Here is a 20,839-nt window from a genome sequence, read left to right as displayed (position 1 = left end):
CCTCTTCAATGGGAGTGATTCTTTCGATGTTCGGCAAGGGTGTCGAAGCCGAAGTCAGCGGACAGATCCCGCCATACGGCGTGCGCGTGATTCGCGTGACGTTGCGTGTTGTCGTACTCGATGAGCAGGTCCGGGCCTTGTATCCGGTAGTAGTGGGGATCATCGGGTGCCATACCACCCGCCCAGCCGAACCAGGTGACGTCGAGCACCGCGTCGGTTGCGTAGCGCGCGGCGTGTACCTCTGCCATTGCGGCCGGTACACGGCCGGTATACAGCGCGATCAGTCGTCGGAGCTCGCCACGCTGCGTGGGGTCGAGGTTTCGCGCACTGATTCCCTTGGGCGGAACGGAAATCGCCAGGGCAGCGTGATCGGCTTCGGTGTACCCGCTGGCCTCTTCCGCGTTCCGGTCGACGTCATCGACAAGCTTGTTCAGCGCGGGGTCCGCGAACTTGCCGCGCCATAGATCCTGCATATGCATCATGGTGTCGCCATGTGTCACGCGGGCTCGGTTCCCGGACACGATGTCCGATATCGCGGACTCGTGCAGCAATGCCTGTTCGCGCTGTTCCGCGTCGAAGGACCTGAAGAGGTTCCGTGCGACATCCTCGATCCCGCCGAGCGGCCGTAGCGGCGACCCACCCAGGAACAAGGTGCTTGCCGGGTCGGCGCCGATGAAGCAGGGTGTCGTCGACACCAGACGGCCGCCGACGATGAGGTTGTTGAGCGAGATGTGATGACCGCCGAAGCGCCAACCCCACACCTGGTCACCCGGCACGCCGAACACCCTGAGCCAGTACAGTCCGGGATCGCGGCCACGTTGCCGAGCCCAGCGGGCCTTCCAGCCTTCGACCCGGTCCAGGATGTTCTCCAGACCGACCACGGTCGCGACAGTGGCGTACCCGGCCTCGGACAGTCCCGACGCCACCAACTGCATCGCCAGGCTCTGCTGATGCGCCAGCTGGTGACCTAGTGCGAGCCCGCCATGGTCGGTCGGCGTGTAGTACCACCGCACTCGCTCTGCTTCGGCGTCGGGCACCAGCGGGGAATCGAACAGCGCGGCGGCACGCTGACCGGAGGTCAGCGCGTCCAGCCATGCCGTGGCGGCGCTCGCCATCGCGGCGGCCACCGACTGCCGTGGTTCGTCGATCGCAGCCGACATCACCGAATCCGGGACGCTACCGACCATGGATCGGTTCCCCATCGTCGGACACATCGAGCATCACCTTGATGGCATCGCCTCTGCGTTCGGCGTAGGTGTCGAACGCTTCTCCGATGTCGCCGAGTGCGAAATGGTGTGTCACGAGTGCGTCGGTGTTCAGTCTTCCCTGGCTTGCCAGGGAAACGGCTCGTGCGACAGAGCCCGTTCCTTCGCCACGAACGGTCTGCAATGAGATTCCGTTCATGACGGCATGGTTGAGGTCGGCCAGCACCGGCTGCTCGAAAAATCCCACGAGCACGACTTTGCCGGACCGCTTGGCCATATGGATCGCCTGATCGACAGCGGGCGCGGCGCCCGAGCACTCGAGGACGATATCGGCGCCGCGCCCACCGGTGAGATCGCGTACCGCGGCGACGGCGTCCACCTCGCGCGAGTTGAGCACCATGTCGGCGCCGAACTGCTTGCCGAGTGCCAACCGGCTCGACCTGGTACCCACCAGAGCCACCGGGTCGGCTCCGAGTTGGCGGGCGACCTGAACCGCCAGCAGCCCGATGGGCCCGGGGCCGATCACGGCGACACTCGCGCCGACGACGAGGGAGCCGAGGACATCGAAGGCGTGCATAACCGAGCCGACAGTGGTGAGAATTACCGCCGCATCGAAATCAACGGAATCCGGCAGCCGATGCAGGGTGGACACATGATTGACCACATATTCGGCGAACCCGCCGTTGACCGTCATTCCCTGTGACCGATGCCCTTTGTCCCGCTTGCCGGAGTTCAGGCAATCGGTATAGGAACCCGAGAGACAGTTGACGCATCGCATACAGCCGCGATGCGCCTCGGTCACGACCCGGTCACCAACCGAAAACTCGTCGACGCTGCTCCCCACCGCAGCCACCACACCCGCGTACTCGTGCCCGGGGACAAAGGTTCCCGGAGGCGGTCCGTCACCGGCGAAGAACTTCCGACTTCGAATCTTGAGGTCCGAACCACACAGCGATGCCCGGCGGACCTGGACCAGGACGTCGTCCGGTCCTACCTCGGGCACAGGCAACCGCGTGGTTGCGATCGTCCCGGGCTCGCCGAGCACGGCAGCCAACATTGTCTCAGAGGGCATCTGCAACCTTTCAGTTGAAATTCGAGCAGAAAACCGGTTGTCCTCGATTGTGTGGGCCCCGTCGTCGGCAAGTCCAAGACCAGAAGCGCGAGACACGCATAGGCAACACCTATAGATGCTCGTGACGTCCGTCGCGTGGGTCACCGCTTACGAAGCGTCGGCGCGGCTCGCCTGGGGACGGGAGAGCTTGGCTGTGAAATCCTGCTCGAGCTCAGGTCCGGCGCAAATTCCGGTTGGCACCGATCTGCGTCGACCGCTTCGATACCGCTCCGAGTAATATCGGACACATCGTTGCCGATATAGCTGGACATTAGCGGCGATAGCGTGGACGCTGGTGCCATTATGGAGACTCGATTAGCGGTCAAGTCAGATTTGCGCCTCACAGGCGCGCGCGGTCGGCGCGATAGGTCGATGGTGCGGGTTGGTTACGCCTTCGCGGTTGTCATGCTCGGTACGACGATGCCGACGCCGATGTACACCTCGTACGCCGCCGAGCTCGGATTCTCCATCAGCATGTCCACGGCGATTTTCGCGATGTACGCCGCCGGGGTCGTCGCGGCACTGATTCTGTTCGGCCGGTGGTCGGACGTGCTCGGACGTCGACCACTGCTCATCGCCGGACTGGCGTTTTCCGCAGCCAGTTCGCTGGTGTTCCTTACCGCGGGATCGGTGTGGCAGTTGCTGCTCGGGCGGGCGCTGTCGGGACTGTCGGCCGGTATCTTCACCGGTACCGCGACCGCCATGATCGTCGAAGCCGCACCCGCGAGGTGGAAAACCCGAGCCCACGTGGTCGCCGGTGTCGCGAACATCGGCGGATTGGGTATTGGGCCGACGCTGTCGGGTGCGCTCATCCAATACGGCCCATGGCCGCTGCGATGCGTTTTCGCCGTACACTTGGCGATGGTCGGCTTGGCTGTACTCGCAATCCGGCAGACGAATGAGACCGTTGCGGCACAGCCTCGGTCTCGGCCGACCGTGCAGCGGCTGTCGATTCCGCCGGAGGCACGGCAGGTGTTCATTCGTGCGGCGACGGCGGCGTTCGCCGGGTTCTGCGTGATCGGCCTGTTCGCGTCGGTGGTGCCGACGTTTCTGAATCAATCTCTGCACGTTCACAACCAGGCTATTGCCGGGTTGCTGGTTTCCTCGACGTTCGCCGCCTCCGCGGCTGCCCAAGTCCTCACCAGGGCGCTGCCCGTTCCCAACGCCATGATCCTCGGTTGTACAGCGCTGATACTCAGCGCCGCACTTGTCGGCGCGGCGCTCAGCGCCCGGTCGGTGCCGATCCTCATCGCGGCCGCGGTGATCGCCGGCGTCGGACAGGGCACGAGCTTCAGCAAGGGACTGGGCGCGGTAGTGGAAGCGGCTCCGCCATCGCAGCGCGGCGAAATCGCCTCCACCTATTTCGTCGTGGCCTATTTCGCGATCTCCGTTCCCGCCTTGGGCGTGGGGTTGGCCGCCCAGCACTGGAACCTTTCCCACATCGGCATCGTCTTCGGAGCAATCCTCGGCGCCGTGGCCACGGTGTCATTGCTCGGCACCGTTCGCGCTGCAACGTCGGATCCCGGACCAGCTTCGGCCCCCGCCCTCACCTGCAGTGGTGCCGCAGCCCAGTAGCGGCTGGCAGTGAAGCAAACATCAAGTCAAGACCTTTCGCTCGTCATCGCGTCCGGCGCCGAGGGTGCACAGCGTCCCGCCGACTTCGACGCGCGCGGGCCTACGCGATTGCCGCCGTCTCTGTTGCCGAGGTGCCGCCGCTATATTGACACCGAGCATGATAACGGCAACACTGTTCCCATTATGGCAAAGGCGCTTTGCAACCCACGTTGTGTGTCCGATTGGAGGCGGTCATGAATTCCGCAGGTCGCTTGCTGCTGCGCGGCGGGATCGTCCTGACGATGGACGAAGAGCTGGGTGATCACGAACGCGGCGATGTGCTCATCGAGGACGGCAGGATCGTCGAGGTGGGGCAGGACCTGACCGCCGATGCGCAGGTGCTCGACTGCGCGGGCAAGATCGTCCTTCCCGGTTTCGTGAACTCGCATCACCACATGTTCCAGACCGCTTTGCGCTCGTACTGGGCCGATGCCCTCGACCTGGACTACTTCATGCAATCGCGGGCTGGAGCCGACGCGCTGTTCCACCAGTACACCCCCGAGGACGTCTACTGGGGCCAATTCGGTGGGGCACTGGAGAACCTGGCCGCGGGAACCACGACCGTCGTCGACACATCGCAATGCTCGTATACCCCCGAACACACCGACGCCGCGCTCGAAGGAATCCGCCGATCCGGAATCCGATGCGTCTTCAGCTTCTCGCCCTCACTCGGCGATCACGAGCCGGACCCGTCGTATGCCCATCCAGAAGACATCCGTCGCCTCATCGAGAACGCCGGTCCGGTCGAGGAGGGAACGCTCGTCCGCCTGGCCCTCGGCTATCACGTCGATGAGGACTTGTTCGAGCTTGCCCGAGACCTCGGTCTGCCGATGTTCGCGCATGTCAATGACACCAGCTGGGGTCATGTACTCGAGCAGTTCGAGAAGGAGGGACTGCTCGGCCCCTGGATCACCTACATCCACTGCCTCGGTCTCGAAGACGCCGCATGGCGAGCCATCGAACGAACCGGCGGCAAGGTATCGGTCTCCACCAGCGCAGAGCAATCGCTCGCCATGGGCCAGCCGGCCTTGCAAACGGCCCTCGAACATGGCATCCCGACAAGTTTCGGCACGGACACCGTCGGCATCGCACCCGTCGACTTCTTCTCCCAGATGCGCGCGGCCTACCACTGGCAGCGCAGCCGCATCCAGGCGGCGATGCAGAGCAACTCACCCGACGTTCAGCCGGTCACGGTGCGGGACATACTCCGAATGGCAACGCTCGGCGGAGCCCAAGGGGCTCATCTCGACCATCTCGTCGGGTCTCTCACCCCGGGCAAACGGGCGGACGTCATCGCGTTGAACGCACGCACACTCAACGCCGGACCGGTCAATCATGCGGCGGGCGCCGTGGTGCAGCACATGGACACCAGCAACGTCGACACCGTGATCGTGGATGGACGAATCGTCAAGCGCGATGGCCGACTGCTCGGCGTGGACGTCGAATCGGTACTGCAGCACCTCGAACGATCGGCGGTTGGCCTCGTGAGTCGTTCGCGAGCTACCGACATCCTTTTCACGGGTTGCCGACACCTGTCATGACCACGTTCGACGTTGCCGTGATCGGCCTGGGTCCGGTCGGTGAGCTGGCGGCGCTGCTGCTGGCGCGTGCGGGGTTGACGGTACTGGTACTCGAGCGCGAGAGCGACGTATACCCCAACCCGCGCGTCGGCGTTCTCGATGGAGAAGCGCTGCGCACGCTGCAGAAAGCGGGAGTGTACGAGCGCGCCGTTCCCGACATGCTCCTCGGGGCCGGAGCCCAGTGGGTGTCGGCTGGCGGCAAGGTTGTCGCGACGACGCTGCCGACGGAGCAAATCCAAGGGCATCCGTGGATATCGGCGATCTACCAGCCGTTGCTGGATAAGCAACTTCGGGCGGCCATTGCGGAGTACCCGGACGTCGATATCCGCCTGGGTCACCGGCTCACCGGGTTGACCCAGGACGACGAAGGCGTCGAACTCACGTTTTGTGATGCCGACGGCGGGACCGGTAACGCGCGCGCACGCTTCGTTGTCGGCTGCGATGGCGCAAACAGTACGACCCGGGCAGCGATCGGCGTCGAGCTCGCCGGATCCGCATACACCGACACGTGGCTCATCGTCGACGCGAAGCTACCGGAGCCGGTCACACATCTCCCGTATTTTCAGATGACGCTGGACCCGGCGGCACCCCGCCTGACCGGACGGCTCGCCGCTGGTGGGCACCGCTGGGAACGCAAGGTGATGCCGTGGGAGGACCAAGAAGAAATCCTGACACCACGAGCCGCGCGGCGAGTGATCGCTGAGGATGCGGACCCCGACACCGCGGAGATCCTGCGTCATCTCATCTACACCTTCCGAGCCAAGAGCGCCGAGCATTGGCGGGTCGGGAGGGTGTTGCTGTGCGGCGACGCCGCCCACCTGATGCCTCCCATGATCGGTCAGGGTCTGAACTCGGGAATCCGGGATGTCACTAACCTCAGCTGGAAAATCGCTGCCGTGGTGAACGCCGGTGCGCCACTGCGGATCCTCGACTCCTACGAGGCCGAGCGGCGTCCGCACGCCGACGCGATAACCAAGCTGTCGGTCCGGGTCGGCCATCTGGTCACCATGCAATCGCGGTGGGCGGCGGCGATTCGCGACGGGGTGGGCGAGACGCTCCTGCGTGTCCCGCCATTACGGGAACGCGTTCGCCAAGGCCGCTGGCGCCCGCCAGCGCGGTACCGACGCGGCTTGCTTTTGGCACCACCATCGCTGCGCTCGCCGGTTGGCCGCTTATTTCCGCAGCCGATCGTGCGGACGTTCTGCGGCGCGGAGCACCGCCTCGATGACATCTCGGGCTCTGGTTGGCGCATCATCGGCTGGGACGCCCTCGTCAATTGAGCTCGACAGCACGCTGAGGAAGTTGATGCCGCAGATATCAGATGAATCGGCTGCTCAGCAACACACCGAGGCGGTCGAGCGAACCGGTGTCTGGAAACTCGATCCCGCAACCGCGGACATCAGGTTCTTCGCCCGCGGGCTGTGGGGGCTGCTCCCGGTAACCGGCCGCTTTCGTAGCGCATCCGGCTCGTTGACCTGGGGTAAGGATGGATCGGCCACGGTGCTGCTGGAACTTCACGCCGCTAGCATCGCGACCGGTCTCGGAATGCGAGACAGGCATCTATGCGCGCCGGAGTTCCTAAACGTGCGAAACCACCCACTGATCTCGTTCCATGGCGACGCCATCAGTCGCGGCCCAGAGCGACTCGCGGTAGCAGGCAAGCTGACCGTTCGCGGCACCACCACCGAAATGCAGATCGACGTCGAACTCGAACCGGACGGCCCCGAAATCGCCGCCGCGACGAAAGCGCGGATCGACCTGTCCGCCTATGGCTTCGCGGCTCCACTCGACATGGTCCGCCCCAAGCTCGACCTCGAGATCCGAGGCCGTCTCATCCTCGCCCACCCGGGAACCGAGCGCACCCGCCCGCTTGCCTCCTACTGATCTCGCGCGCACGAACCGTGGCCGCTGACAGCGCAGCGCATCTGCCGGAAGATCCGTCGCCGCGGTGAGCGGAAGCTCGAGGGAGACGAGTAAGTCCCGATACCGTTGGGCCAGTTGGGTCGGCGCGCTGCGGCTGCAGGCGACGATCTCGCGGTAGACACCGGGGCCGATTCGTCTGGTGTGCTGTGTCCAGCCGCCGGGCAGGACATTATTGGGCACAAGGGCTACGCCCAGGCCTTCCATCGCGAACAGCAGGGCGGCGGTCACCTGCCCGGTACGAGCCACGGCACGAGGGGTGAATCCGAGGCTGGTGGCTACCCGGTCGGCGATCTCACTCATCTAACCCGCGTTCGAATTTCGGGCTGGACAGTCTGGCCGAGCATTGCCGACGCTCGCATCGAACAACGTTGGTCGAACGGCTGCCCTGGTGGCCCGGGCAGCCGTCAACCGGCGTTTTTGAACGTGTACGCGGGATCCGGCCCGCTCGGCGTCGAAAACAGGCATTGGCACGGCATAACGGGATAGCTCTGGTCCACTCGATCATCGACAGCGACGGCCCGAGCCCAACCTCCTTCGATGGCCTCCCGCGCGAACGTCACAGCCGCCTCGTAGGAGGCAACGAAATGCAATGGTGAACCGATACCGAAATCGACCATCAGATGCCACATCGCATTTCCAAACTGATAAAACGCCCTCAGCGGCGCTGATGGCAGCCCGATCTTCTTCGGGCATTCGGTGTCCGAAGCTCGTCAGGTCGCGACGCAGCCGTTCCACGCAGGACGTTGCCGAGATTCACCCTTTTCCCCCGACATTGGGTACGGCGGGGGCATCGACGGCTGGGGTCATCGCGGTGGCGTGTGCCAGGGTTGCCCGAGCCATGTCGGTGGTGGCGATGGAGCCGATGTAGCCGTCGGGGCGGATCAACAGGAGTGCGGTGTCGGCCACGCCGTAGATCTGGGCGAAGGACTCGGTGATGTCGACGAGCACGACATCGGCGTCCACCTGCTCACCGCCATTGATGGCGACCTTTTTCAGTCCCGCGCCCGCCGACGGCCACGTCAATGCGGCCAGTTCCTCGGCGGCCGCGCGGCCGTAGCCGATGGCGGTGAAATGCGGTCCGGAAAAGAGGTCGAACAGGCGCTGCGCTCCCCCGGCCGCGTTCAGCAGTTTCGCGTCCGGTGCGCGGTCGCCGACTCGCAGCGTTCCGGTTTGTTCGGCATCGGCCGTGACCAGCGGGCCGCCGCGGTAGTGCAGGCCGAGCTGGCGTTCGTCATCGCCGCGCTTGATCGACGACGGGTCGAGTTTGGCCAAGCCCTCGTACTTCTTGGTCGCCAACCCCAAAACCCCGGCCGCGATCGGCTGCCGCTCGGCCTCGTAGGTGTCGAGCAGACTGTCCGGCGCACCCGCGAGCACCTGGCCCAGTTTCCAGCCCAGGTTGTAGGCATCCTGCAAACCGGTATTGAGTCCTTGCGCGCCCGCGGGGGGATGGACATGAGCGGCGTCACCGGCGATGAATACCCGCCCTGCCCGGTACCGTTCCGCCAGGCGAATGTTGGGGCGGAATACCGATGTCCAGCCGATGTTCGACAAGCGCAGGCGGTCGTCGCCGGTCTGTTTGCGGATGCGCGCGTTCAGGCTGTCCTCGTCGAGAGCGGGCTCCTCACCGGGTTGCAGGCGGATCATCACCTGAAAGAGATCGGAGTGCGGTAGCGGGCACGCACCGACGAACCGGCCGCCCGGACGCGGCCATACGTGCCAGCGATTCCGGGAAAGACCGTCCACCATGGCGTCGACGATGATCATTCGATCGGCTTCGTCGGTCTTGCCTTCGAAGCCGATGTCCGCTGTTTTGCGGACCGTGCTCGCCCCACCATCCGCGCCGACAAGGTAGCGAGCGCCGATCTCTTCGACACCGTCGCCGCCGGCGACCGTCGCCACGACCGCATCCCGGAATTGCTCGAATCCGACCAATTCGCGTTTCGATTCGACCGACACGCCCAGCCGCTGCAGTCCGGCGCGCAGCGCGGCATCGGTGCGGAACTGCGGAATCAACCACGTATTCGGGTGTGGCACATCGGATGTCAGCTCGTTGCGGGAGATCATATGCCACGGAATCGTCAGCGGACCCGCATGAATGCCCAACAGCGGGTACTCGGCTCCGCCGGCGCGGATATCGTCGAGGACGCCCAGGTCCTCGAGCACTTCCAGACTGCGCGGCTGGACTCCCTTGGCGCGCGAACCATCGAAAGACCTCGCGGCTTTGTCGATGATCCGCACCGCCAGTCCGCGGCGGGTCAGATCGATCGCCAAGGCGGTGCCGGTCGGCCCACCGCCGACGACCAGAACGTCGATCAGTCGAGTGCTCGACTCTGTATTCATCGTGACGACCCTTTCCTGGCAGCTTCGGCAAATGCGGTGAAAAGCAGACTCATCCGGGCGGGCTCCTCGTAAGGGACCATGTGCCCGCACGGCGAGACAATGTGCGCTTCGGCCGGCGCGAACAATGCGGACACCTCATCGAAGCTCGTGATCGGGGTCACTTGATCTTCGTCGCCCCACAGCAACATCTTCGGAAACGGCAGTGTCCCGGTTCGCCGGTAGAGGTCCTGACGGCCACCCAGCGGGAAGTCGGCGATCGTGGCGGCCAAGGCGTAGATCGAGCCCTCGAACTGGTAGCACTCGCGCACCATCGCCGTGAGCGCCGCGGACTGCTGCGGATCCCGGACATTGTGGGACAGGTGCCGGTCGAGCATTTTGCTGCCCAGCTTCTTCGCCAGAAAGGTGCCCAACATCTCCTGACGCAGCAAGCGGGCGAAGGCGGGCGTGGGCTGCAGGCCCGCGGGACCGGCCAAGGTGAAGGTGGCGATGCGGTCGGTGTGGCGTTGAGCGAAAGCCATAGCCACCAACGCACCCATCGAAGCTCCGACGAGGTGGAAAGGTTCGGCCAGATCCAGACGCTGAGTCAAGTCGACGATTTGCCGCACGAACAGGGCCTCATCGTAGGTGGCCCGTACGCGATCGGAATAGCCGCGTCCGTACGGACTGTAGGCAACGGTGCGGAATCCGCGCGAATGCAGCTCGCCGGCGAGTTGATCCCAGTAGAACAGCGGGGTGGTCAGGCTACCCGCGAACACGACGACCTCTCCGCCGTCGGGCCCGGCCATCTCGTAATGCGTGATCCCGTCGCCGCATTCGATGAAGTCACCACGCAGTTCGGCACGTGTGGCCTGGTCCAGCTGACGGGTTTCGCCGGGCACCACGAAATACTTCATGACTTTCCCTTCTTCGGCGAGTTCGCCTCGGTCGTCAAAAAGTTCAGTAGCGCGCTGGCCACCCATTCCGGATCTTCGTCGGGGAGCAGGTGGCCACCGCTGGGATGAATCCGTTCGAGGCTGCCCGGGATATCGCGCGTGAAAAACTGTCCGTCGACCGACGCGCTGCGCAGCACCAGCGTCGGCGCTGTGATGGCGGGAATCTCAGCGGTGCGGTCGATCTGGTCGGTGTTGGCGAAGTCGATGAACGCCTCTTGGTTGCCGGGCCGGTTCAGCATCGCGTGCACCCGGTCGACCATCGCGTCATCCACCACCGACTTGCGCGACCCGACCGCCGAGCGCAGATTCCGTTCGGTGGCCGAGCGAGACGCCAAATTCCGCATCAACACCCGACCGATCGGGTTACGCGCCAGGCGCAGCGCCAACGGCAACGACTTGCCCGGGTAACCGGTGGCATTGATCAACACCAGCCGCTCCACCCGCTGCGGATGATCCAGCGCGAAGTTCCAGGCGATATTGCCACCGAGCGAATTGCCGACCACCGACGCCTTGGAGACCCCGATGGCGTCCAAGAACGCGGCGACCGTCTCGGCGTAGGCCGGTATCCGGTAGTCCCGGTCGGCGCGCCGACCCGTGAGCCCGAAGCCGGGCAGATCCGGGCGAATCACATCGAACGACGACGACAACGCCGCGGCCACCTCGTCGAAGCAGTGCAGCGAGGAGCCGCTGCCATGCAGAAGCAACACCGCAGCCCCCGTCCCGGCCCGCTTGTAGTGGAGGTTACGGCCCTCGGCGATCGCGAAGCGCGAATCAGGGTCGATGTAATCATCGGCGGCTGCTCGTCTACTCATAATGGTTACAGTGTTGCCGGTACATGACCGCAGGTCAAGTGATAATGGCAACAATGTGACCACTATATAGTGATCACGTGTCCAGACCGTCGATGCGCAACAATGCGAGTGTGACCACCGCCGATTCAGACGCCGCCGAGACCCCGGCTCGCCGCTCCCCCGGCCGCCCACGGGTCCCCTTCGACCGGATCGTGAGGACCGCACTGCGCATCATCGACGAGGAAGGCGCCGACGCACTGTCGATGCGCACACTCGCCCAACGCCTCGAAACAGGCACCGCCGTGCTCTACCGAGCAGTCGCCAACCGTGCCGAACTCATCGCCCACGTGGTCGACTCGGCCCTCGGCGAGATCGAAATCGACGACAACGCGCCCGATGACGACTGGCAGCGCGCATGCGTCACCGCCGCGGAGGCCATCTTCGCGGTCCTGAACCGCCACCGCGGGATCGCGCACCTGCTCATCGAGCAGGTGCCGATCGGACCCAATTCGCTCATGTTGCGCGAGCGAGTCCTGGCCCTGCTGCTCGCCAACGGCTTCCCCCCGGAGTCCGCGGCACTCGTCTACGCCACCATTGCCCGCTATGCCATCGGCTTCGCCGCCCAGCTCCAAGGCCACGACACCGAAGCCAACATCGACCCCACCCCACTCACCGCGCTCTACCGCCAACTCGATCCCGCGCGATTCCCCGCCACGATCGCCGTCGCCGATTGCCTGCCGAGGCAAACCCTGGAAAACGAATTCCGCTTCGGCCTGCAACTGCTCGTCGCGGGCCTCGTGCCACTGCACGACGCGGCGGCCGACGGGGTGGACCCCACCTGATTCGTTCGGATGCCGCTGCTTCGGTCCATCTTGGCGCTCGGGTTTAATTCGGATACACTGTATCCGAATTAGATACCCGGACTTCGCGCGGCGACAGCCGTCGTGCGCGAGATCGCGAGTGTTCCGAGAACAGGAGAATCGCATGCGTACCGTGCAAACCAGCGCCAGCTACAAGGCCAGTCCCGACGAGGTCTGGAAGGTCCTCGGCGATCCGGCACGCTGGGGCGATTGGCTTGTGATTCACAAATCGTGGAAGAGCGCCGTCCCAGCCCAGCTCACCAGTGGCGACACCGCTACCGCAAGCGCGAGCGTGATGAACATGCCGGTCACCATCGACTGGACTTTCGAGAATGTCGACGCGCCGCACTCGCTCGCCATGGGCGGAACCACAAGGGCAGGCGTCAAACTGGCACTCGCCCTCAGCCTGCGAGGGGAGGCCGAGACCACCACGGTCGAGGTAACAGCCAGTATCGACGGCGGGATGATCGACGGCCCCATGGGCGGGGTCTTCAAGAACTCGCTCGTCGGCGCCCTGGACAAATCGCTGAAAAAGGCTCAGGGGCTCGTCGCCTGATATCTGTCAGCCGCACCGCGCCGTTTATGGCCCGCGGCTCGGGACAGATTCGGTGATACCGGAAAGGTGGTTCGATTGAACGAGCCAAGGAAAACCATCGCCGCGATCGGGTGTTCAGGCCAAGTGGCCGAAGTCTTCGTACGCGGCCTGCTGGCACAAGGAGTCTCGGTCCACCTCCTCGCCCGCGACGCCGATACGCTTGCGCGTCGCTATCCCGAAGCGACGATCGTCGCCGGCAGCATGATGAACGCGGATGATGTCGCGCGGGCAGCCGACGGCGCGGACGCGGCATTCTTCTTGACACCGATCGCGCGGCAGAATGACCCGTCAACGGAGTTCGAGGCCGCGAAGGCTGTGATCGCCGGCGCCAAAGCGGCCGAGCTCGAGCACCTGATCTACACCTCCGCGCTGGGAGCAGGCCGGAACACCGGCGTCGGTGTTCTCGACGCCAAGTTCGAGGTCGAACGCTTGTTGGCGTCGAGTGGCGTCGGCTACAGCGTGCTGCGATGCGGATCATATATGGAGGATGTTTTCGACCCGCGGCTGGATTTGCTCAACAAGGGCAGGTTCTTGTTGCCTATCGACAAGTCGCGCCACATCAGCTACGTGAGTCAAAAAGACGTGGCGCCGTTCATCGTGCAAGAGTTGGTCTGCAAGGATCGTGTGGTGAATGGGGATATCGACTTCGTCGCACCACGAAGTTACGCCGTCCACGAGGTCGAGCAATTGCTGACGACAGCGGCGGGCCGCACGGTGAAAGCGTCGCCGCGGTTCCCCACCTACTACCTTTTCCTGGCTGCTCTTCCTTATTTCCGCTGGCGTGGACACCGACTCTCATCGATCATTCCCCTGGTTCGTTACTGGGACAGCCACGGCTCCGTCGCGTCGGAGAATACGGTCGCAGCCTATGCGCCGTCGTTCCATATGACGACCCTGGAAGAGCATCTCACCAGTCTCTTCCAACAGCAGAAATAGGCTCATTTCAGCGGTAGGGCGCCGTCCATACCGCCGACATCGGTAATTTTCCATCCCGCACCCGAATCGACGGTGACGTTGTACGTCACCGTCGTTTGGCCTCCGTCGGGAGTCTGGGCGTTGGTGGAGTTGACATTCAGGAAGACGTTCACCTTGTATACGCCGCCGGTCTCCGAGGTGACCACGGCGCTGACCGGTGTTGCGGTCGAGGACCATTTCAACGGCACCAAAATTTCCTGCAGTTTCGGTGCGGTGGCATCGAATTTATTCGCCAACTGAGGGCTGGTATTCGCCTTGAGCTTGGCGATCCACGCGTTGTAGTCCTGGAAGTTGATGGTGGAGGCGCCGACCGCGTAATCCGTGGCGACTTGCTCGGCACGGCGGTCGGCGGCGGCGGCGGCGTCGCGGTCGCTGAGATCACTACGAGCCGAAAGCCACAGCGCGGCGAATACGCCCGTTGCCGCCACCAGAGCGATGATCGCGGCTCCGAGTGCGATGGCGGACAGTCGTATCGACACCGTCCCCGATGCGCGCCCGGTCGCTACGGAGTTGTCCTCAGCCCGTGCCGGTCGGTCAGTTGTCGTTTCTTCGTCGATTCGTTCGTTGACATCGATGGTCATGTGTGCTCCTTGGGTGTTGTTTTCGATCTGTTCGCCGGTTATTTGACGTTGATCTGCAAACGCAAGGCGCCGTCCCCGGTTTCGGCGAGTGCTTGCGAAATCAGCGCGCTGAGGTCGACGCGACTCAGCTGCCCGGCGGCATGCGTGGTCAATGGAGTGAGCACCGGCACCAGCTTCGCCATGTCGGGACCCATCTGCTCGAGGTAGTCGGTCAATTCGGCGGAGAACGGGATGAGGCCGGTGTCTTGGACATACATGTCCGGCATCCGTCCGATCCGGACGAGTCTCTCGATGGATTGCGCGAGGTTGTCCGCCGATGTTCCGACCTGGTTCCAGCCCGGTGCGGCAGCGCTCATCGCCGGGCCGGTCCAATCCATATCCGCGCCCAACGCCTGCAGGTCGATGAGCATGCTGTGTATGGCGTCGGTGCGGGACAGCAGGGTGGCGGCGAGCAGGCTGGTGGATCGAGCCAGCTGCGGCACGATCACTTCGGTGCCCGCCAGTCCTCGGGTGAAGGTATCGACGATGTCACCGATCGCCTGCGGGTCCAGCTGTTCCATCAGATGGGTCACCTGCCGGGCCACCTCGGGTATCGAGGTCGGCGTCCGGATGGCCCGAGTGTCGATGTGTTGTCCGTCGCGCAGATACGGGGCGGCCGCGTCCTTTACGGGCGTGAATTGGACCTGTGGTTCGCCGAGCGCGGAGAGGTTTTCGATGCTGACCGTGCTTGCCACCGGGATGTGGTAATCGTCGCGGACTCGCATACTGACCTGGACGCCGCCGTCGCCGTTGCGCACGGACACGACCTTCCCCACGCGAACCCCGGACAGCAATACCGGTGATTGCGGACCGAGGCTGCCCGAATTGGTCAGTGTCATCGTCAGTTTGTCATAGCTGGTAAACCAGTCGACGCCGACAACGCCGAAGGTGAGGTAGGCGAGAGCGAGCAGTGCTACCGCGGCGATGCTGCTCAATGACAGTGCGGGACCGAGGATTCGTGATTTCAACGCACTGCTCCGATCATGCGTAAGGTATCGATGATCCGACTGGTTTGTTCCTGCGCGGGGACTCCATTTCCGGTGTCGACACCGGTGATGTCCACTTTGGGCCCGTGCTCGATGAACGGAATGATCTGGTCCCGAAGCAGTGACACGAGTCGGTTGAGGTTCGATGGCGCGTTCAGGTCCAGTGGCCGATCGGTGAACAACAACGGCACAAAAGCTTTCGCCGCGGCGTCGCCCGCCGTCACCAGCGGCGTCATCCAGGTCAAGGCGTGGGCGATGTCGCCCATCGCACCGGACAGCCCGAGCACGAGGATCAGGGATTTCAACGCCGAGGTGACATGCGTGGCGCCCTGCTCATTCAGCAGCCCGCTCAATGCTCGATCGCGGTCGAGCACCATGGCCACATTGGCTTCCATACCGTCGAGGAAGTTGTCGACCTCGCCGAGATGCCGTGCGACATCAGTGAAGTCCGCGCCGATCACCTGCGCGATATGCGCGCTGTCGGCAGGCTGTTCGGGCAATACCGCATTCATGCGATTCACCAGGTCCTGGAACTGCTGCACCGCACCGCCCTGAACGAATGCCGCGAGGCCGGCCATGACGTCTTCCACCTGTACGGCTGGTTTCGTCTGTGCGATCGGGATGGTGCCGCCGTCGGCGATGGTTTTGTCGAATCCGTTCGGCGGTGTGGTCAACTCGATGAAAACATCACCCAACAGGGTGTTCTGCCGCAGTTGTGCGGTGGTGGCGGTGGGCAGTTTCACCGCGCGATCGATGTCGATATCCGCGATCACATGGCCTGCGGCGGTGGCCGCGGGATCCACTACGCGCACTTTCGCGAGGTCACCGACCTGTACACCGTTGGCCATCACCTTCGCCCGCCCCGGCAGGTTGAGCGCGTTGGCGAACTCGACATGCACCCGGTAACCGTCGCCACGGCCCATGCCCGGGACCGTAATGGCCGACGGATCGAGTGCGCAGCCTCCCAGCGTGCATCCCGTCACCGCGAACGCGAGCAGCTTCGTCGTGAGTTTCATTGCACCCCAGTGTCTTCTGCGGTTGCAGAGCGAAGTTTTCGACAGCGGCAACCCGGTCCTCATTTCGTTCCCGCGATGGCCAGTACCAGCGAAACCAGATCAACATCGGCCAAACCGTGCTCGGCGCTGCGACACCGGCCGGGAACAGCGACGTTGATCGCCGCACACAGCTGATCGGCATCCGGTTGGGCGAGAGCCACTTTGGGGGCAGCGTAGGCGAGTGCGACCCGTCCAGTGCCGGGATCGACCGAGCGTCGGAAGGCGTCGGTCAGCGTCGGAATCATGCCGACCAACTGCTCGAGTGTGCCGACATTCGCGCCGACCCAGCGGACCATCGGCACGCTCGCCCGCACGAGGTTCAGCAGCGGCCGACCGAATTTCGTGGTGATGTCGTTGAACCAGGGCAGCAGTACCCGCAGCGCGTCGATGATCCCGACGAACGGCGCGATGACCTCATTGTTGGCTTGGTCCAACATGCCGGCCAAGCGGGTGAGCATATGTTCGAGATCGCCCCAGTTGTTCTTCATCGCCGCGGCGAGTGTGTTGATCGCATCGATCAGTTCGCCGATGCGTCCGATCGCGGCGTCCGGTGATTTCAGTGCGTCACCGAGCGTGAACAGCAACTCGTTGAGTGCGGGGCCGGTGCCCGACACGGCGGTATCCAGGGCCGAAACACCGCCGCTGACCGTGCCCTGTCGGGCCGGGTCGTCCGGAGCGCTCATCTCGGTCGCGAGTTTCGACAGGGCCTCCAGCGTCTGGGTCATGCTCTTCGGAGTGAGTGCGCGGGTGATGCATCGACCGGAGTCCCACTTCGGCGCGGGTTCAGGTGCCGACAGCATCGCGAGGTTACGGTCGGCGACCAAGGTGTCGGACAGGGTCACCGCTGAAACGTCGCCGCGCAGCGGGTGATCGGACTCGACTCGGAAGTCGACCCGCACCCCGTCACCGGACGGTTCGATCCGGGTCACCGAGCCGACCGGGATGCCGAGCATGGTGACATGGCTGCCCAGGTAGAGCCCCGCCGCGTCCGGCATCATCGCGCAGTACGAGCGCATCGGCTTGTCGGCGCCGGTGAGCACGACGTACCCGGCGGCCGCGAGCACGACGATGACCAAGACGGCCGAAACCGACATGAATCCGCGGGAAGCAAGAAATTGGCGCATCAGCACGACCTCCCCGGCACCGGAATGCACAGTGCGGGCGCGGGCACAGTTGTCGCGGATCGGTCTATGGCGGGACCATTCGGTCCACCGGCGATCTGCTGCAGCTGCTGCCCCAGGTGCTCGACGGTGGCCACGACTTGGTCGAGTCGGCCGGTGAGCCTCTCCAGCTCGGGGATCACCTCGGCGAGTTTGTCGAGCATGGGTTTCAGCGAGCTGTCGTAAGCCGGTTCGGCCGCCGCGAGGCGCGACAGCATCCGTTCGAGCAGATCCAACGATGCGTATAGCTCGGCCCGCTTGCCGACGAGAATGTCGGTAGTGAGGTTGAGTTCGCGATTGAGTCGACCATACAGCGCGGTGTTGCCGCTGATCGCAGACAAATACTCCTGCGAAACCGCCAGTGCCCGTGAGACGTCGGCATTCTGTCTGTCGAGGATATCGACGACGGAATCCACCGCACGTCCCAGCTGTCGCAGGCCGTCCGGGCTCCGGACGAGTGCCGTCTGCAGCTCGCCGAGATTATGCCGCAGGGTTTCACCATCGACATCGCGGACCGGGGTCACCGCGTCCTGGAACGCCTGACCGAGAGTGTATGGCAGGCGCACCCGATCTTTCGCAATCACTTTTTGGCGCAACGGTTTCGAACCGGCCGATGTCAGTGCCACATAATGACCGCCCGCGATGGTGAGCATGCGGATGTCGAGGGTGGACTGATCGCCGACGAAGACATCGGAATCCACCGTGAAGGTCATGTGCACCCGATCGTCGTACAGTTCCAGTGATTTGACCGTTCCGACCGTGATGCCCGCCATGCGTACGTCTTCACCGGTGCGGATGGCTCCGGCCTCGGTCATATCGGCGCCGTATTCCGCCCGGCCCGGTGGCATCGCATACAGGACGCCACAGGCAGCCAGTACCAGCACCACCGCGGCCGCGCCGATCAGGCCGAGCCGCAGCTCACGGCGGCGCACCGATCGGTCATCGGCGACGGGGCGATCGCCGGCGAGGCGAATCCTTTTGCGGAGTCCTGAAATCAACGGTTGCATAGCTCGATCCTCTGACCGCCGATGAATACCCGCAGTTGCGCTGGCACCGGCGCATTTCCTTTCGAACAGGTCCCGTTCATTTCGGGTCCGGCCGCAGGCAACATCGCATCGAGCGCCTGCAGGAGTCCGGGGAGTTTGCCCAATACTTCGGTCGCCGCCTGCGGATCGGGAAACGCGGCGTGCAGGGCATTTTCGAGGTCGGGATTGGTGTCGGGGGTGAATCCGAGGGTCGCGAGCATATCGTCGATGGGGCCGAGCACCGGCGGTGCGGCAAGGGCGAAGTCGACAAGACCTTTCAGTTTCTCCTCCAGTACGGTGAACAGGTCGGTCAGCCCCTGGATCAGAGTTTCCAGATACGGCGACTTACCGCCGACCCGGTCGTCGATGGCATGCAGGTTGCGCACCAGCGTGGAGATCACGACCTGCCGATCGACGGCATAGCGGCTCAGCTGTTCCACCGCGTCCAGCGCCGGTCCCAGGCCGGTGCCGTTGCCCTGGATCAACGCGAGGACGCTTTCGGCGAGTTGGTTGAGGGCACTGGGCGAAAATTCCCGAAGTACCGGTTGCAGCCCATTGAACAGGGTGGTGATGTCGAAGGACGGGATCGTGTGCTCGGGCGAGACGGTCGCGCCTGCCGCCAGCCTCTGCCCCGGCGCGGCGGGTTGACGTAGGTCGATATACCGCTGGCCGGTCAGCGTCTGGTAGCGGATCGCGAAGGTGCTCGTCTCGAACACCGGGTGGTCGCGTTGCACGCTCACACCTACCGAGGCTCGTCCCTGATCCAACGCGATAGTCAGTACCTTGCCGACTTGCACGCCGTACATCCGCACATCGTCGCCGGCCTTCAAACCATTGGCGTCGGTGAAAATTACGCGGAACGAGTCGGTGTTCCCGGAGACCGGCCGCTGGATCGCCGCCACCACCGTGGCCAACAGCACCGCCATCACTGCCGCGAATGCCACGAGCCGCAAAACGACGCCGACAGTCGATTTCATCGTGTACCTCCCGGAATCGCGGCGGGATCGCCCGGTGCAGGCGTCGCGACATCGACTCCCTTGCCCACTGCACCGAGCAGTGGGGCGGCCAGCACCGGAAACCCACGCAAGGTGAGCTCGAGTCGCAGAACCGGGCCCTCCGGGGTGGCGACGAACGAATTATCGATGCGTTCCAAAAGGGTTCGCAGTTCCGCACTCGACCGCTGTCGGGTGGGCACCATCTGGGCTGTGACGCTCAGCAACGGTGTCAGCATGTCGCTGTAGCCGGTGTAGTGCCGCTGCCCGGTGTAACCCAGGTTCGTGATCGCGGGGAACAGCTTGGCGGCGATCATATCGACTCCGGAGTCGAATAGCGGCTGGTCGGTGCGCAGGACTTCGATGTTGTTGATGTGGTCGAGCAGATCAACTGTGGCACCGGCGAATTCGGCCGTTCCATGCAGTGTGGATGCATACTGCCCGATCAGAAAGGACGGATCGTAGCGCTGGGTTTCGGCGACCGCACGGCTCAGCATCACAACGGCTTCCAAGATCGGGGTGAAGGCCTTGGCATCGGTGGCCAGAGCGGTCAGCACATCGGCCAGCTGTGGCGTCAGTACCCGGTCGGTGGTTTGCCCCAGCGACCGAATCAGGTTGCCCATCGTGACATTCGAGACCCGAGACGCCGACGCGCCGGTGAGATCGACATTCCCGCCCTCGTGTAACGGGACACCGCCCTGGCCGCGCCGCAACTCGACCTCGCTGATGCCGAACAGGTTCGACGGCGCATAGTCGAGGACGAGTGTGTCGGTGAGTCCGGTGAGCTGGGACTTATCCAACCGCAGCGTGATCTGCTGCTGCCCCGCCCCGGCACTTTCGATGCCGGTGACTTCGCCGATATTCACCCCGTCCAGCCGCACTCGCGCTCCAGTGACAATGCCGTCGCCGATCTGCTCGGTGCGCAGCGTTACCCGCATTCGATCATCCGCGCGCACCGCCTGAGCCCCGGCCCAGACCGCGGCCACGACCGCGACAACAGCGAGGGCGATCACGCCCGTCCGCCGCGCGGACTTCCCGGTGGTGGCCGCCCCTGGCAACCCATACGTTGGCATTC

19 protein-coding genes are annotated in these 20,839 nt (G+C 64.2%); 7 read left to right on the top strand and 12 right to left on the bottom strand.

What is annotated here, in order from left to right:
* Positions 1–5: 5 nt before the first annotated feature.
* Both NA4_RS01865 and NA4_RS01860 read right to left on the bottom strand, forming a co-directional pair.
* Positions 6–1,187, bottom strand: coding sequence for a DUF3500 domain-containing protein (locus NA4_RS01865; RefSeq protein WP_218022229.1), 1,182 nt, complete (start codon positions 1,185–1,187; stop codon positions 6–8).
* Positions 1,177–2,277, bottom strand: coding sequence for a zinc-dependent alcohol dehydrogenase (locus NA4_RS01860; RefSeq protein ID WP_067462826.1), 1,101 nt, complete (start codon positions 2,275–2,277; stop codon positions 1,177–1,179). Before NA4_RS01860 ends, NA4_RS01865 begins: the two co-directional genes overlap by 11 nt.
* Before the next feature lie 411 nt (positions 2,278–2,688).
* Between NA4_RS01860 and NA4_RS01855 the strand changes: the two genes are divergently transcribed.
* The 4 genes from NA4_RS01855 to NA4_RS43565 all read left to right on the top strand — a co-directional run bounded on the left by NA4_RS01855 (position 2,689) and on the right by NA4_RS43565 (position 7,394).
* Complete coding sequence (locus NA4_RS01855; RefSeq protein ID WP_067462823.1) at positions 2,689–3,891, top strand: MFS transporter; 1,203 nt, start codon at positions 2,689–2,691, stop codon at positions 3,889–3,891.
* A 233-nt stretch (positions 3,892–4,124) separates the two neighbouring features.
* A complete protein-coding gene (locus NA4_RS01850; RefSeq protein WP_067462820.1) occupies positions 4,125–5,471 on the top strand; it encodes an amidohydrolase family protein in 1,347 nt (448 codons plus the stop codon).
* Positions 5,468–6,790: a bifunctional 3-(3-hydroxy-phenyl)propionate/3-hydroxycinnamic acid hydroxylase gene (locus NA4_RS01845; protein ID WP_067462817.1), complete on the top strand. Its 1,323-nt coding sequence runs from the start codon at positions 5,468–5,470 to the stop codon at positions 6,788–6,790. Before NA4_RS01850 ends, NA4_RS01845 begins: the two co-directional genes overlap by 4 nt.
* Entirely contained in the window at positions 6,735–7,394 is a 660-nt protein-coding gene (locus tag NA4_RS43565) for a YceI family protein (protein WP_084496714.1), read from the top strand. The genes NA4_RS01845 and NA4_RS43565 overlap by 56 nt, the downstream gene beginning before the upstream one ends.
* Before the next feature lie 792 nt (positions 7,395–8,186).
* Here the strand turns inward: NA4_RS43565 and NA4_RS01830 are convergent.
* From NA4_RS01830 to NA4_RS01820, 3 genes are read right to left on the bottom strand one after another with little or no spacing between them, the layout of a single operon-like run.
* Positions 8,187–9,773 carry an FAD-dependent oxidoreductase gene (locus NA4_RS01830; RefSeq protein WP_067462808.1) on the bottom strand — a complete coding sequence of 529 codons (1,587 nt, stop codon included), beginning with the start codon at positions 9,771–9,773 and terminating at the stop codon, positions 8,187–8,189.
* Positions 9,770–10,666: an alpha/beta fold hydrolase gene (locus tag NA4_RS01825; RefSeq protein ID WP_067462805.1), complete on the bottom strand. Its 897-nt coding sequence runs from the start codon at positions 10,664–10,666 to the stop codon at positions 9,770–9,772. The genes NA4_RS01830 and NA4_RS01825 overlap by 4 nt, the downstream gene beginning before the upstream one ends.
* Positions 10,663–11,517, bottom strand: coding sequence for an alpha/beta fold hydrolase (locus NA4_RS01820; protein ID WP_067462803.1), 855 nt, complete (start codon positions 11,515–11,517; stop codon positions 10,663–10,665). Before NA4_RS01820 ends, NA4_RS01825 begins: the two co-directional genes overlap by 4 nt.
* Before the next feature lie 77 nt (positions 11,518–11,594).
* Here NA4_RS01820 and NA4_RS01815 point away from each other — a divergent pair, with 77 nt between their 5' ends.
* The 3 genes from NA4_RS01815 (at position 11,595) to NA4_RS01805 (ending at position 13,887) form a co-directional block, all read left to right on the top strand.
* Positions 11,595–12,338, top strand: a complete 744-nt coding sequence (locus NA4_RS01815) for a TetR/AcrR family transcriptional regulator C-terminal domain-containing protein (protein ID WP_245671032.1) — start codon at positions 11,595–11,597, stop codon at positions 12,336–12,338.
* A gap of 142 nt (positions 12,339–12,480) precedes the next feature.
* Entirely contained in the window at positions 12,481–12,912 is a 432-nt protein-coding gene (locus tag NA4_RS01810; RefSeq protein WP_067462797.1) for a type II toxin-antitoxin system Rv0910 family toxin, read from the top strand.
* A 75-nt stretch (positions 12,913–12,987) separates the two neighbouring features.
* Positions 12,988–13,887 (top strand): SDR family oxidoreductase, encoded by a 900-nt coding sequence (locus NA4_RS01805; protein WP_169810964.1) that lies wholly within the window; start codon positions 12,988–12,990, stop codon positions 13,885–13,887.
* 2 nt (positions 13,888–13,889) lie between these two features.
* Here the strand turns inward: NA4_RS01805 and NA4_RS01800 are convergent, their stop codons facing one another.
* Genes NA4_RS01800 through NA4_RS01770 form a run of 7 tightly spaced genes read right to left on the bottom strand, consistent with a single transcriptional unit; the run spans position 13,890 to position 20,837 of the window.
* On the bottom strand, positions 13,890–14,507 hold the full coding sequence (locus NA4_RS01800; protein WP_067462792.1) for a hypothetical protein: 618 nt from the start codon (positions 14,505–14,507) through the stop codon (positions 13,890–13,892).
* 38 nt (positions 14,508–14,545) lie between these two features.
* Positions 14,546–15,514, bottom strand: a complete 969-nt coding sequence (locus tag NA4_RS01795) for an MlaD family protein (protein ID WP_084496712.1) — start codon at positions 15,512–15,514, stop codon at positions 14,546–14,548.
* A complete protein-coding gene (locus NA4_RS01790) occupies positions 15,511–16,548 on the bottom strand; it encodes an MlaD family protein (protein WP_084496711.1) in 1,038 nt (345 codons plus the stop codon). Before NA4_RS01790 ends, NA4_RS01795 begins: the two co-directional genes overlap by 4 nt.
* Positions 16,549–16,607: 59 nt before the next feature.
* Positions 16,608–17,681: an MlaD family protein gene (locus NA4_RS01785; RefSeq protein WP_245671031.1), complete on the bottom strand. Its 1,074-nt coding sequence runs from the start codon at positions 17,679–17,681 to the stop codon at positions 16,608–16,610.
* Between the two features lie 29 nt (positions 17,682–17,710).
* The gene (locus NA4_RS01780; RefSeq protein ID WP_067462786.1) at positions 17,711–18,754 is read right to left on the bottom strand and encodes an MlaD family protein; all 1,044 of its coding nucleotides are present in this window, start codon (positions 18,752–18,754) and stop codon (positions 17,711–17,713) included.
* Positions 18,742–19,749 (bottom strand): MlaD family protein, encoded by a 1,008-nt coding sequence (locus NA4_RS01775; protein WP_067462783.1) that lies wholly within the window; start codon positions 19,747–19,749, stop codon positions 18,742–18,744. The genes NA4_RS01780 and NA4_RS01775 overlap by 13 nt, the downstream gene beginning before the upstream one ends.
* Positions 19,746–20,837 (bottom strand): MlaD family protein, encoded by a 1,092-nt coding sequence (locus NA4_RS01770; RefSeq protein WP_157128743.1) that lies wholly within the window; start codon positions 20,835–20,837, stop codon positions 19,746–19,748. Before NA4_RS01770 ends, NA4_RS01775 begins: the two co-directional genes overlap by 4 nt.
* Positions 20,838–20,839 lie beyond the last annotated feature (2 nt).

This window comes from Nocardia amamiensis NBRC 102102 (assembly GCF_001612745.1).
GTDB lineage: Bacteria > Actinomycetota > Actinomycetes > Mycobacteriales > Mycobacteriaceae > Nocardia > Nocardia amamiensis.
The sequence above is the reverse complement of the archived record's forward strand: the minus strand, read 5'-3'. Positions and strand labels throughout refer to the sequence as shown.